This is a genomic window from Bradyrhizobium sp. (assembly GCF_028868675.1).
Lineage (GTDB): Bacteria > Pseudomonadota > Alphaproteobacteria > Rhizobiales > Xanthobacteraceae > Bradyrhizobium.
In genome coordinates this window covers 11,839-25,310 of the sequence record NZ_JAGWUA010000013.1, presented here as the reverse complement: position 1 = coordinate 25,310, position 13,472 = coordinate 11,839, and the positions used below count along the sequence as shown (strand labels likewise).

The following is a 13,472-nucleotide window of genomic DNA, read 5'->3' as shown; positions in this document are numbered from 1 at the left end:
GTCTCATGCGGGCGCCTTGACGCGTGCTCCCGACCGGGGATGGGGTTAGCTTAAGTGTCTGAATTATTTGACGAAGTCGACGAGGAAGTACGTCGCGAACAGCTCAAGAAGCTGTGGGACAGGTATTCGATCTACATCATCGGCCTGATGGTGCTGATCGTCGCCGGCGTCGGAGGCTGGCGTGGCTATCAGTATCTGGAGGCCCAGAAGGCCGCCGAGGCCGGCGCCGCCTTCGAAAAGGCCGCCGAACTGTCCGAGCAGAGCAAGCACGCCGAGGCCGAGGCGGCGTTCAACGCGCTCGCCGCGAACGCGCCCTCCGGCTATCGCACGCTGGCGCGGCTGCGCGCCGCGGCGGAGGCTGCTGCGCGCGACCCCAAGGCCGCCGTCAAGCTGTATGACGACATCGCCGCCGACCGCAGCGTCGGCTCCGAGCAGCAGGCGCTGGCGAGGATTCGCGCCGCGGGGCTCGTGCTCGACAGCGCGAGCTATGCCGACATGCAGCAGCGCCTGGAGGCGTCCGCGGCGCCCGGCTCGACCTTCCGTCACACCGCACGCGAGATGCTGGCGCTGTCGGCCTGGCGCAACGGTGACACGGCCGCGGCGCGCAAATGGCTGGATGCGATTGCCGAGGACGGCGAGACGCCGCCGGGATTGCGCTCGCGCGCGGAAGCGCTGCAGGCGCTGCTGCCGCCCGTCGCCAAGAGCTGAACTGATCGAGAGCCGATGGCCCTGAGAGACCAGAAGATGCGCCGCGCGCCCCGCCTGATCGCAGCCGTCGTCCTGATCGCGTTCTCGGGTGTGCTTGGCGGCTGCTCCAGCGGCGGATTCGACCCGAGCGACCTCATGGACTTCCTCGACACCAAGAAGAAGCTGCCCGGCGAGCGCAAGCCGGTCTTCCCCGAGGGCGTGCCGGGCCTGGAGCAGGGCGTGCCGAAGGAGCTCTACAAGGGCGCGCAACAGCAGGATCAATCGAGCACGGATGCGGCCCCGGCGATTCCGCCCGAGGCGCCGACATCGTCCAAGGCCGCCAAGTCGAAGAAGACCAAGCAGGCCGCGACGCCGGCCGCCGAGCCGGACGGCGAGGCCATGCCCGAGGAGGCGCAGCCCGCGGCTCCGCCGCCGCCGAAGCACAAGATCGTCCGCAAGCGCACCACCGCGCCACCGCCCGACCAGCCGGCGCAGGCGGCGGCCCCGCCGGCGCAATCCGCCCAGACCACGCAGCAGCAGGCGCCTGCGCCGTTCCCGGCTCCGCTGCCGAGCGGCAGTTTCCAGCGCTGATCCTTTCCCTGCATTGACAGGCGCCGCTCCGGCAGCGCACGAATGACCGATGTCCTTTACCATTGCCATCATCGGCCGGCCCAATGTCGGCAAGTCGACGCTGTTCAACCGGCTGGTGGGGCAGAAACTCGCGCTGGTCGATGATCTCCCCGGCGTGACGCGCGACCGTCGCGAGGGCGAGGGCAAGCTCGGCGATCTCGCCTTCATCGTGATCGACACCGCCGGCCTCGACGAGGGCGCCAGGGGCTCGCTCACCGCGCGCATGCAGGAGCAGACGGAAACCGCGATCGCGCAGGCCGATGCGCTGATGTTCGTGATCGACGCTCGCGCCGGCCTCACGCCCAACGACCGCGCGTTCGCCGATTTCGCTCGCCGCGCCGACAAGCCGGTGCTGCTGCTCGCCAACAAGAGCGAGGGCAAGCATGGCGATGCCGGCGCGATGGAGGCGTTCGCGCTCGGGCTCGGCGATCCCATCCAGGTTTCCGCCGAGCACGGCGAAGGCATGGGCGAACTCTACGATGCGCTCAGCAAGCTGATGCCGGAGCCTGCCGAGGAGGCGGTCGAGGACGACGCGCCGCAGTCGGAGGAGGAGGCCGCAAAGCGCCCGATCCGGGTCGCGATCGTCGGCCGGCCCAATGCCGGCAAGTCGACGCTGATCAACCATCTGCTCGGCGAGGAGCGCCTGCTGACGAGCCCTGAGGCCGGCACCACGCGCGATTCCATTGCCGTCGAGATCGCCTGGAAGGGGCGCGACTTCCGCGTGTTCGACACGGCCGGGCTGCGCCGGCGCTCGCGCATCGAGGAGAAGCTGGAGAAGCTCTCGGTCGCGGACGCGCTGCGTGCCGTGCGCTTCGCCGAGGTCGTCGTGCTCATGATGGACGCACAGAACCGCTTCGAGGAGCAGGACCTGCGCATCGCCGATCTGATCGAACGCGAGGGCCGCGCCATCGTGATCGCCGTGAACAAATGGGACCTGATGGAGAGCAAGGGAGGCGGCGCGATCTCTGCGTTGCGCCGGGACGCCGATCACTGGCTGCCGCAGGTCAAGGGCGTGCCGATCGTCGCGGTGTCCGGCCTGATGGGCGAAGGCATCGATCGGCTGATGGCCGCGATCCAGGACGCCTATGCGATCTGGAACCGGCGCGTGCCGACCTCGGCGCTGAACCGCTGGTTCGAGCAGGCGATCCAGGCCAACCCGCCGCCCGCGGTATCCGGCCGCAGGCTGAAGCTGAACTACATCACCCAGACCAAGGCGCGGCCGCCAAGCTTCGTGCTGTTCTGCTCGCGCGCCGATGCGGTGCCGCAGGCCTATCTGCGCTATCTGACCAACTCGCTGCGCGATACCTTCGAACTGCCGGGAACGCCGGTCCGGATCACGCTGCGCGAAAAAGCCAATCCGTTCGCGCACAAGCGCAAGCGGCTGTCGTGAGCGGGGAGGCCGGCGAGGCGCCGGCGCAAGCCGCCAGAACGTAAATGCCCGGCGCGAGGCCGGGCATTTCGTCGTCGAGACCGGCTCGCCGTGTCGTTATTTCTTGACCAGCGGGCAATCGCTCTGGGCGAGCGGCTTGGCGGCGTCTTCCGCGGAGATGGTGGCGATCTGCTTGTAGTAGTCCCACGGTCCCTTCGACTCTTCGGGCTTCTTCACCTCGAACAGATAGGCCGGGATGAGGCGGCGGCCGTCGGCGCGCAGCGGGCCCTTGCCGAACAGCGGATCGTCGGTCGGCAGCTCCTTCATCTTGGCTACCACCTTGGCGCCGTCATGCGGATTGCCGCCGAGCGCTTCCATCGCCTTCAGATAATGCAGCACCATGGCGTAGTTGCCGGCCTGCGTCATCGAGGGCATCGCGTTCTTGCTCGCCAGGGCCGCGAACCGCTTGGAAAAGGCGCGGGTGTTGTCGTTCATGTCCCAGTAGAAGGATTCCGTGAACGTCAGGCCCTGCGCGGTCTTCAGGCCGAGCGAGTGCACGTCGTTGATGAACAGCAGCAGCGCCGCGAGCTTCTGTCCGCCCTGCACGATGCCGAATTCGGCAGCCTGCTTGATCGCGTTGGTGGTGTCGCCGCCGGCGTTGGCAAGCCCGATCACCTTGGCCTTCGAGGACTGCGCCTGCAGCAGGAAGGAGGAGAAGTCGGAGGTGTTGAGCGGGTGCTTGACGCCGCCGAGCACCTTGCCGCCGTTCGCGGTGACGACGGCCGAGGTATCGCGTTCCAGTTGCTGGCCGAAGGCGTAGTCCGCGGTCAGGAAGAACCAGCTGTCACCGCCCGCCTTGGTCAGCGCCTTGCCGGTGCCGGTGGCGAGCATGTAGGTGTCGTAGGTGAACGAGACGGTGTTCGGCGTGCAGGCCGCGCCGGTCAGGGCGGCGGTCGCAGCGCCGGAATTGAGCAGCACCGCGTTCTTTTCCTTGACGATGTTGCTCACCGCGAGCGCCACGCCCGAGTTCGGCGTGTCGGCGATCGCGTCGACCTTCTCGGTGTCGATCCACTGCCGGGTGATGTTGACGCCCACGTCGGGCTTGTTCTGGTGATCGCCGCTGACCACGTCGATCTTCCAGCCCTTCTTGGTCAGGCCGGAATCCTCGATCGCCATCTTGACCGCGACCACTGAATTGGGGCCGCCGATGTCGGCATAGAGGCTCGACATGTCGTTCAACACGCCGATCTTGACGGTCTTGTCCTGGGCGTAGGCCGAATTGGCGAAGCCCAGGCCGGCGCAGCTCAGAAGCGCGGCATAGCGCCACGCGGCAGTCTTCTTCATGTATTTCCTCCAACTATTGGGGCCGGGACGGCTCTCTTGCAGGAGCCTTTCACCTTCGGCGGATCGGGACGATCCCGGCGGTTCCGATAGCCTGTCTGAGAGCGTCCGGCAATGCGTTTATGGTAGGGCGCTCGAGGTAAGCTTAAACTTCTGGATACGCTTCGCATTGTCGACTTCGGCGGTGTAGACGTTGCCCTTGGCGTCCACCGCGATGGCATGGACCCAGTGGAATTGTCCGGCGTTGCGGCCGCTCCGGCCGAAGCTGCCGACCACGGCACCGTCCTCCCGCCTCAGCACCCTGATCTCGTTGTTCTCGCCGTCGGCGCTGAGCAGATACGTCTGCTTTGCATCCGGCCAGATCGCGACGTCCCAGACGGCACCATTTCCGAGTGTGTTCTTCTCGTAGAACCACTCCTTCACGAACGTGCCGTCCTTTCGGAACACCTGGATCCGGTCGTTGATGCGGTCGCAGACATAGACGAGGCCGTCATTGGCGATCTTCACGCAATGCACGGGATTACCGAATTGCTGGGCGACCGGCGCCTTGGGATCGTAAGGGCCCTGCCTGTCGTCGGTCGGCTTGTTGCCGTAGGCGCCCCAATGCCGCTTGTAGGCGAGCGTGCTGGCGTCGAACACGATGACGCGGCGATTGCCGTAGCCGTCGGCGACGTAGATCTCGTTGGCGTCCTTGTCGATCGCGGTCTCGGCCGGCTTGCCGAGCTGGGTCGTGTCATTGCTGCCCTTGCTCGGCGCGATCTGGCCGATCTGGGCGACGAACTTGCCGTCGAGGGTAAATTTGAGGATGGCGTTGTCGTTGTCCGCGTTGCCGCCGATCCAGACGAAGCCGCGCTCGTCGACCTCGATGCCATGCTCGCGGCCGACCCATTCATAGCCTTGGCCCGGGCCGCCCCACGACCGCAGCAGATTGCCGTCGGCGTCGAACTCCAGCACCGGAGGCGCCGGCACGCAGCACTTCGAGCGCGGCGGATTGAGGGTGGCGCCCTTCTCGTCGTCGGTCAGCGAGCGCGGGCGATGGATGACCCAGATATGGCCCTGCCAGTCGACGGTGATGCCGCCGACCTGGCCGAGGATCCAGTTGTTCGGAAGAGGTTTTGGCCAGGACGCCTCGACCGCGAAAGCCGGGACGTCGCCGGCGTCGGCCGTGCGCGGCGACAGTGCCGCGACCGCCAGGCTTGCGACGCAGATCGCGATCGATGTGGAGAGGCGTGCGATTGCCCGTGACAGGCAGGCACGATCGAGCCGCGGCGCCATGGCGTCCTCCCGTTTTTTTGCTGCGGCCTGCTGCCGCTTGGGATCCGGCAGTCAATCGCGCGAACGGATGGAAGTCAATCAAGCCGGAAGCTGGAAGCTCAGGAGCGTGCGACTCTTGTAGTCGTAGAGCTTGCCGGTCTCGCTCCACTCGGGCGAGCACATCGGCACGATGAGCTCGGCGACCTGCTCGGGCGTGTCCAGCGTCATCGGATCCTCGCCCGGAAACAGCGCGGCGCGCATGCGGGTGCGGATCGGGCCGGGATTGAACAGGTTGATGCGAATGTTCGTGCTCGCGGTCTCCCGCGCCCAGGTCCGCGCCAGCGTCTCCAGCGCGGCCTTCGAGGCCGCATAGGGACCGAGATAGGCGGTCGCCTTGCTCGCCGCGCCCGAGGTGACGAACACGGCGCGGCCGGCATCGGACTGCCTGAGCAGCGGCTCCATGCAGCGGATGAGCTGGAAATTCGCCGAGACGTTGACGGCCATGACGTCGGTGAAGGTCTTGAGCTCGATATGGCCGAGCGGCGAGGAGGGACCGAGCGCGCCCGCGTTGCCGAGCAGGATGTCGAGCCTGCCGTGGCGCTCGTGCAGCGCCGCACCGAGCCGTGCGATGCCGTCGAAATCGGTGAGGTTGAGCGGCACCAGCGTCGCGCTGCCACCGTCCTTCCGGATATCGTCGTCGAGTTCCTCGAGCCCGCCCTGCGTGCGCGCCACCGCGACGATGTGAGCGCCGGCCTTCGCCAGCGCACGAGCGGCGGCGAAGCCGATGCCGCGCGAGGCGCCGGTGACGAGAGCGATGCGGGAGGCGAGGGGTTTTGTCATGGCGGGGGTATTGCAGAGGTGAGGCGCAGGGACAAGGCCCACCTCATCGTCATTCCGGGCCGGTCCGAAGGACCGAACCCGGAAGCCATACGCGCTGCGCGCGCCCCGGAATGACGGTCGAGGTCAGCTCGCTTCCGCCAGCAGCGACAATTGCCGCGGCTGCGGCTCGACCTGGGTCTGGTCGGTGAGGTGGGTCGGATAGGCTCCGGTGAAGCAGTGATCGGAGAATTTCGGATTGGCGGGGTCGCGGCCGGGCTCGCCCATGGCGCGGTACATGCCGTCGATCGACAGGAAGGCGAGTGAGTCCGCGCCGATGATCTCGCGCATCTCCTCCAGCGAGTGCGTCGCCGCCAGGAGCCCGCCGCGGTCGGGCAGGTCGATGCCGTAATAGTCGGGATAGAGGATCGGGGGCGAGGCGAGGCGGAAATGCACTTCTGTCGCACCGGCATCGCGCATCATGCGCACGATCTTCTTCGAGGTGGTGCCGCGTACCAGCGAATCGTCGATCAGGATGATGCGCTTGCCTTCGATTGCGGCGCGGTTGGCCGAATGCTTCATGCGCACACCGGATTCGCGGATCGCCTGCGTCGGCTGGATGAAGGTGCGGCCGACATAGTGGTTGCGGATGATGCCGAGCTCGAACGGCACGCCGGAATACTGGCTGTAGCCGACCGCAGCGGGTACGCCGGAATCCGGCACCGGCACCACGACGTCGACGGGCACGTGGCTCTCCTTCGCGAGCTGCGCGCCAAACGCCTTGCGCACCTCATAGACCGAGCGGCCGTGGACGATGGAGTCGGGCCGCGAGAAGTAGATGTATTCGAAGATGCAGGGGCGCGGCGCCATCGGCGGGAACGGCTTGTGGATGTCCTGGCCGTTCTCGTCGAACACGATGACTTCGCCGGGCTCGATGTCGCGCACGAAGCGCGCGCCGATGATGTCGAGCGCGCAGGTCTCCGACGTCAGGATCGGGCAGCCGTCGAGGTCGCCGAGCACGAGCGGGCGGATGCCGCGCGGATCGCGGGCGCCGACCAGCTTCTTGTTGGTCACCGACACCAGCGCATAGGCGCCCTCGATGGCGCGCAGCGCGTCGATATAGCGCTCGATGAAGCGGTTGCGCTTGGACTGCGCGACCAGATGCAGGATCACCTCGGTGTCGGTGGTCGACTGCATCATGGCGCCGTTCTTCACGAGCTCACGGCGCAGCGTCAGGCCGTTGGTGAGGTTGCCGTTGTGGGCGACCGCCAGCCCGCCGGCGTTCAGTTCGGCGAACAGCGGCTGCACGTTGCGCAGGATGGTGGCGCCGGTTGTGGAGTAGCGGACATGGCCGACGGCGACGCTGCCGGGCAGGCGGTCGATCACCTCGCGGCGGGAGAAGGTGTCGCCGACGAGACCGAGGCGTCGTTCGGAGTGGAAGCGGTTGCCGTCGAAGGAGACGATGCCGGCTGCTTCCTGGCCGCGGTGCTGGAGGGCGTGGAGGCCGAGGGCGGTGATGGCGGCGGCGTCGGGATGGCCGTAGATGCCGAAGACGCCGCATTCCTCGCGCAGCGTATCGCCCTCCAGATCGTCCTGCAGCTCGATCGCGGCGGAGGACGAATTCCCGTTCAGGTCGAGATCGAGTTGGGCGTTCTGGTCAGGTTGTCCGGTCTTGTCCATCGCGCCTCTCTCTAATGGAACGGTTAACGTCCAACCGATTTTTCGATCTGCTTCTTCATGCCGTCACGAGCCGGCTTGCTATAGCCGTCGGCACTGCCCGGGGCTTGCGGCTCGGTGTCAGCTTGATCATCATCTGGTTTGTTTTTCTTGAATCTCTTCAAAATGGTGTTCTCGGGGTCATCCGGCAAGAGCGACATCAGCCAATCGCCGGTTCCCTGCAGCACCACCCGGGACTTGGCCCCGGTGACCCAGTCCGGACGCTGCTTGTCCGGCACGAGCCAGGTGAAGAACAGGAAGGCCACGACGACGATCAGGAGGCCGCGGGCGAGCCCGAACAGGAAGCCCAGCGTGCGGTCGAGCGCGCCGATCCGGGAATCCAGGATCATGTCGGAGATCCGCACCGTGATCACGGAGACCACGATCAGGGTGCCGACGAACACGCCGGCTACGACCACGACGCTCGCCACCGTGTCGTTGTTGAAATAGGTCTTGGCCGTCGGCAGCAGCTTGGAGAACGAGTACAGCGTCACGATCGCCGCGGCGCCCCAGGCCGCGATCGAGAGGATCTCGCGCATGAAGCCGCGGACCATCGCAAGCAGGCCCGAGATCAGCATGACACCGAGCAGGATCAGGTCGAGGATTGTTATCGGCATCGGCTGGTCTGGTCCGCTCGTACTCTCAAAGGCGCGCTTTGCGAATCGGTGTCTTGGCGAATCGGTATCTTCCGAATCGGTATCTTGGCCGCCACCCTAAGTGATGGCCAGACGGAGTTCCCGGCAAGGCCGGAACACGCTAATCCCATGCGGCTTCGTGCGGGCGTTGTATAGCGGCGGGGGGGCGGGACGTCACCTCCAGCTAGCCTTCCCCACGGCGGAATCTTGCGGGTGTGGCATTTTTTTCGCCGGCGGCGGCGTCCGGCCCTTTCCGCGAGCCGCGGGCAGCGATCTCGGCGACCAGCGTGGTCAGGTTACCCACCGCGTTCAGCGACAGCCCGGCGTCGCCGCCGGTCTCGCCCCGGGCCGATTCCGGCAGCACGGCGCGGCTGAAGCCGAGCTTGGCCGCCTCTTTCAGCCGGGCCCCCGTCTGGGCCACCGGGCGGATCGCGCCGGAGAGCGAGATTTCGCCGAAATAGACCGCATCTGTCGGCAACGGCGCGTTGACCAGGGACGAAACCAGGGCCGCGGCGGCGGCCAGATCCGCGGCCGGTTCCTGGATGCGCAGGCCGCCGGCGACGTTCAGGTAGACGTCGTGGCCGGACAGCTTGACCCCGCAATGGGCCTCCAGCACCGCCAGCACCATGGACAGCCGGCTCGGGTCCCAGCCCACCACGGCCCGGCGCGGCGTGCCGAGCGAGGTCGGGGCGACAAGGGCCTGCAATTCGACCAGCACCGGGCGGGTGCCCTCGATGCCGGCAAACACCGCGGTGCCTGATGTGCCGAGGTCGCGCTCCGACAGGAACAGCTCCGACGGGTTGGTGACCTCGCGCAGGCCGAGGCCGGTCATCTCGAACACGCCGATCTCGTCGGTCGGGCCGAACCGGTTCTTCACGGCGCGCAGGATGCGGAATTGCTGCGAGCCTTCGCCTTCGAACGAGAGCACCGCGTCGACCATGTGCTCGACCACGCGGGGACCGGCGATCTGGCCGTCCTTGGTGACGTGGCCGACCAGGATGATGGCCGCGCCGGTCTTCTTGGCGAAGCGGATCAGCGCCTGCGCCGAGGCGCGTACCTGGGTGACGGTGCCGGGCGCGGATTCCACCGTGTCGGTCCACATGGTCTGGATCGAGTCGATCACGATCAGGCGAGGCACCGCGCCTTCCGACAGCGTCGAGACGATGTCTTCGACCGAGGTCTCGGCGGCGAGCTGCACCGGCGCGTCCGACAGCCCGAGCCGCTCGGCGCGCAGCCGCACCTGGGCGACGGCCTCCTCGCCGGAGATGTAGACGATGCGATGGCCGGCTCGCGCCATCAGGCTGGTCGCCTGCGTCAGCAGCGTCGACTTGCCGATGCCGGGATCGCCGCCCACCAGCAGCACCGAGCCGCGCACGAAACCGCCGCCGGTGACGCGGTCGAGTTCGGCCATCCCGGAGGACAGGCGCGGGGCGTCCTGGCTCTTGCCGGACAGGCTCTCCAGCGCAAAGGTCCGCCCCTTGCGCTTGGAGCGGATCGAGACCGGCACGCTGCCGGCGGTGTCCTCCTCGGCGAGCGTGTTCCATTCGCCGCAGGCCTCGCACTTGCCCTGCCAGCGGTTATACGCCGCGCCGCAGTTCTGGCAGACGAAGGAGAGTGTATTCTTGGCCATGGGATCAGGCTGAGTCGCGGGTTTTGGCGGAGCCCTGCTGATAGCACGGATACACGCTTTGTTAGCCCTACGCCGCCCTCCTGCGACCGACTTTGCGAAGTGTTAGCGGTCGCCGGACCAACCTCGGCACGATACGGGGTGGCGAAAGATGGCGGGATTCCTCAGAGCATTGGTCGTTGCGGGCATTGCCTGCGGTGTTCTTGCGGCCTGCGGCCCGGCCTCCGCGGGCTCCCTGCAGTCGCGCAGCGTCGTCTTCGTCAGCCCGGGCAAGACCGGCGAGGTCTTCTGGGACATGGTCGCGGAGACCATGCAGGCGGCCGGCCGCAAGCTCAACATGGATGTCGAGGTGCTGCGGGCCGAGCGCAACTACCGCACCATGCAGGAGCTCGGCCTCGGCGTGGTCGCACGTGCGCGCAAGCCCGACTACCTCATCCTGTCCAACGAGGAGTCCGCCGCCGTGCCGATCCTGGAGGCGGCGCAATCGGCCGGCATCAAGACGCTGTTCCTGTCGAACAGCCTGATCGGCGACGACGCGGTTCGCCTCGGGGCGCCGCGCGAGAGGCTGAAGCACTGGCTCGGCGACATCACCACCGATCTGCAGACCGCGGGCGCGCGGATGGCCGACGCGCTGATCGGCGCCGCGCGCGCCGGGAAATGGCAGAGCGCCGACGGCAAGATCCACATCCTCGGCATCGGCGGCGACGAGATCACCCCGGCCTCGATCGCCCGCAATACCGGGCTCGACCGCGCGGTGAAGGCCGCGCCCGACGTGGTCGTGGACCGGATGCTGTTCGCCAACTGGACGCAATCCGAGGCCGAGCAGGCGACCGCGAACTATCTGAGCTGGGCCGCGCGCAAGAACATCCGTCCGGCGGGCATCTGGGCCGGCAACGATCCGATGGCGCTTGGTGCGATCAAGGCGGCGACCGCGGCCGGCCTGACGCCGGGCAAGGACATCCAGGTGGTCGGCCTCAACTGGTCGGAGGATGCGCTGCGGGAGATCGAAGCGGGGCATCTCCTGCTGACCGACGGCGGCCATTTCCTCCTGGGCGGCTGGTCGATCGTGCTGCTGCGCGACTATGCGGACGGCTGCGATTTCGCCGATGCCTCGCCCCACGTGCGGGTCAAGACCTCCGCCATCACCCGCGACAACCTCGCCTCGGTCGGCGGACTGATCAAGGCGCATGCGTTCGACCGCATCGCATTCGAGCGGTTCAGGGCGAAGCCCGGACACTGCGGTCAATACGACTTCTCCATCGAGGCATTGGTGGCTTCGCTGTCGTCCGCGAATGCCGCGAGGGCGCCGGGCAAATGAGCTTGGACGCCATGAGCGCCTCGGGCCAGGGCACCGCGGCCGCGCCGGCCGCCTCGCGCTCGGTGATCCGCTCGATGATCGCGGCGACCTTGCCGGTGCTGCTGCTGGTGCAGTTGCTCGCCTCCGCCGGCCTCGAACTCTCGAGCTTCTGGTCGCAGATGAAGCAGCTCGACGGCCGCGTCGCGCGCATCGCCGAGAGCCGCGCGCAGCTGATCGCCGAGCCGCTCTGGAAGATGCGCTATACGCAGGTCGCAAGCGTGCTCGCCGAAATCCTGCAGGACGAGTCGATCGCGGCCGCCACGGTCTATGACGACACCGGCGCCGCGGTTGCGAGCGTACCGGCGCGGTCCGCCGGGCACGGCACAGCCGAGGTCGAGCGTCCCATCCACTATAGCAACGGCAACATGGCCGTTCAGGCCGGCCGCATCGCGATCGGCTATTCCTACGGAACGCTCTACGCGGAGGCGGGCAAGGTGCTGGAGCGGCTGCTCGTCGTCGGTCTGCTCGCGACGCTTGCCACCCTGATCGCGATGCGGATGTCGGCCAACATCTTCATCGGCAAGCCGCTCTCCATCATGATGTCGGCGATCCAGCGCAGCAAGCAGGACGGCCGCGCCTACGAGGCCGATATCCGCTCGTCGAACGAATTCGGGCAGCTCGCGCAGGCCTTCAACGGACTGCAGCTGACGACCTCGAACGCGCTCGAGCGGCTGCAATATCTCGCCTGGCACGATCCGCTGACGGGATTGGCCAACCGGAGGTCGCTGACCGAGCAGCTGCTGCTCCTGAGCGGCAAGGCGCATGCGCCGGATTCGCTGGTCGCGTTCTGCTTCATCGACCTCGACGACTTCAAGGGCATCAACGACACGTTTGGCCACGAGGCCGGCGACAAGTTCCTGATCCACATCTCCGAGCGGCTGCGCGGTGCGGTCGACGCCGGCGACTGGGTCGCGCGGCTCGGTGGCGACGAGTTCGTCGTCATTCGTCCGGAGGTCGCAAGCGAGGCGGCCGCGCAGGCGTTCGCGCAACACCTGCTGCAGGCGATCTCGGCGCCGGTGCGGCTGCGGGACAAGCAGGTGGTGCCGCGCGCCTCGATCGGACTTGCCGTGCGCCGCGCCGACGATCCCGAACTGTCGCACTTGCCCGCGCTCGCCGACATCGCGCTCTACCACGCCAAGAGCAAGGCGCCCGGCACGATCGCGGTGCTGAACGACGCGCTCCAGCACGATTATCGAAGGCGCCGGGAGCTCGAGCTCGCGATCCCGGCCGGCTTCGCCGAGGGCCAGTTCGAGGTCTGGTACCAGAGCCAGGTCCGGCTCGGCGGCAACGAACTGGTCAGCCTCGAAGCGCTGATCCGCTGGCGTCATCCCGACCTCGGCGTCATCGGCCCCGCCGAATTCCTGCCGCTGATCGAAAGCAGCGGCAACGGTTCCAGGCTGACCCGCTACGTCCTGACCGACGCCTGCCGCGCCTTGCAGCGGCTGGCCGCAGCCGGCCACCCGCAGATCCGCATCGCGATCAACCTGCCGCCGTCGGAGCTCGCGGACCAGTCCTTCGCGGACGAGATGCAGGAGACCTGCGCGCGGCTCGGCGTCGCCCCGTCCTCGCTGGAGCTCGAGATCACCGAGGGCTCCCTGATCAACAACATCGCCAGCGCGGCCGAGACGCTGTGCCGCCTGCGGCGCATGGGCGCGACGATCGCGCTCGACGATTTCGGCACGGGCTACTCATCGCTCGCCCATCTGCGGCGCTTTCCGCTCGACAAGGTGAAGATCGACAAGGCGTTCATCCGCGACATTCCCGGTAGCGCCGAGGACAAGGCGATCGTCGGTGTGATCGCCTCGCTCGCCGGCACGCTCGAGCTGACGCTGGTCGCGGAGGGCATCGAGCGGGCCGAGCAGGCCGAGGCCATGATCGAGATGGGCGTGGTGTTCGGGCAGGGCTATTTCTACCAGCGGCCGCAGCCGCTCGACGACGTCCTCGCCTGGCTCGCGGACGAGCAGGCGCCGTGGATCGCCGAGGGCGAGGCGAGCATCGTTCCGACGGGCGCCTCCCTCGTCTCCGGGATGGCCGGCTGAC

The 13,472-nt window shown here is 67.5% G+C and carries 11 protein-coding genes; 5 read left to right on the top strand and 6 right to left on the bottom strand.

Annotated features, from left to right (window positions below):
• Positions 1 to 54 precede the first annotated feature (54 nt).
• The 3 genes from KGM94_RS03490 to der are packed head-to-tail and all read left to right on the top strand — an operon-like array spanning position 55 to position 2,707.
• Positions 55 to 708 carry a tetratricopeptide repeat protein gene (locus KGM94_RS03490; RefSeq protein ID WP_300255045.1) on the top strand — a complete coding sequence of 218 codons (654 nt, stop codon included), beginning with the start codon at positions 55 to 57 and terminating at the stop codon, positions 706 to 708.
• A gap of 36 nt (positions 709 to 744) precedes the next feature.
• Positions 745 to 1,278, top strand: coding sequence for a hypothetical protein (locus tag KGM94_RS03485; RefSeq protein WP_300255086.1), 534 nt, complete (start codon positions 745 to 747; stop codon positions 1,276 to 1,278).
• Positions 1,279 to 1,327: 49 nt separating this feature from the next.
• On the top strand, positions 1,328 to 2,707 hold the full coding sequence (gene der, locus KGM94_RS03480; RefSeq protein ID WP_300255044.1) for a ribosome biogenesis GTPase Der: 1,380 nt from the start codon (positions 1,328 to 1,330) through the stop codon (positions 2,705 to 2,707).
• 96 nt (positions 2,708 to 2,803) lie between these two features.
• On the opposite strand, the gene KGM94_RS03475 is transcribed toward der, so the two are convergent.
• From KGM94_RS03475 to radA, 6 genes are all read right to left on the bottom strand, one after another.
• Positions 2,804 to 4,030 carry an ABC transporter substrate-binding protein gene (locus tag KGM94_RS03475; RefSeq protein ID WP_300255042.1) on the bottom strand — a complete coding sequence of 409 codons (1,227 nt, stop codon included), beginning with the start codon at positions 4,028 to 4,030 and terminating at the stop codon, positions 2,804 to 2,806.
• A gap of 117 nt (positions 4,031 to 4,147) precedes the next feature.
• Positions 4,148 to 5,302 carry a hypothetical protein gene (locus KGM94_RS03470; RefSeq protein WP_300255040.1) on the bottom strand — a complete coding sequence of 385 codons (1,155 nt, stop codon included), beginning with the start codon at positions 5,300 to 5,302 and terminating at the stop codon, positions 4,148 to 4,150.
• 78 nt (positions 5,303 to 5,380) lie between these two features.
• Entirely contained in the window at positions 5,381 to 6,121 is a 741-nt protein-coding gene (locus KGM94_RS03465; RefSeq protein ID WP_300255038.1) for an SDR family NAD(P)-dependent oxidoreductase, read from the bottom strand.
• Between the two features lie 123 nt (positions 6,122 to 6,244).
• Positions 6,245 to 7,777 carry an amidophosphoribosyltransferase gene (gene purF / locus KGM94_RS03460; RefSeq protein ID WP_300255036.1) on the bottom strand — a complete coding sequence of 511 codons (1,533 nt, stop codon included), beginning with the start codon at positions 7,775 to 7,777 and terminating at the stop codon, positions 6,245 to 6,247.
• A gap of 23 nt (positions 7,778 to 7,800) precedes the next feature.
• Positions 7,801 to 8,430, bottom strand: a complete 630-nt coding sequence (locus KGM94_RS03455; protein WP_300255034.1) for a CvpA family protein — start codon at positions 8,428 to 8,430, stop codon at positions 7,801 to 7,803.
• A 202-nt stretch (positions 8,431 to 8,632) separates the two neighbouring features.
• A complete protein-coding gene (gene radA / locus KGM94_RS03450; protein ID WP_300255032.1) occupies positions 8,633 to 10,078 on the bottom strand; it encodes a DNA repair protein RadA in 1,446 nt (481 codons plus the stop codon).
• A 148-nt stretch (positions 10,079 to 10,226) separates the two neighbouring features.
• Between radA and KGM94_RS03445 the strand changes: the two genes are divergently transcribed.
• Both KGM94_RS03445 and KGM94_RS03440 read left to right on the top strand, forming a co-directional pair.
• Positions 10,227 to 11,393, top strand: coding sequence for an ABC transporter substrate-binding protein (locus KGM94_RS03445; RefSeq protein ID WP_300255030.1), 1,167 nt, complete (start codon positions 10,227 to 10,229; stop codon positions 11,391 to 11,393).
• Positions 11,390 to 13,471, top strand: a complete 2,082-nt coding sequence (locus KGM94_RS03440; RefSeq protein ID WP_300255028.1) for a bifunctional diguanylate cyclase/phosphodiesterase — start codon at positions 11,390 to 11,392, stop codon at positions 13,469 to 13,471. Before KGM94_RS03445 ends, KGM94_RS03440 begins: the two co-directional genes overlap by 4 nt.
• Position 13,472 lies beyond the last annotated feature (1 nt).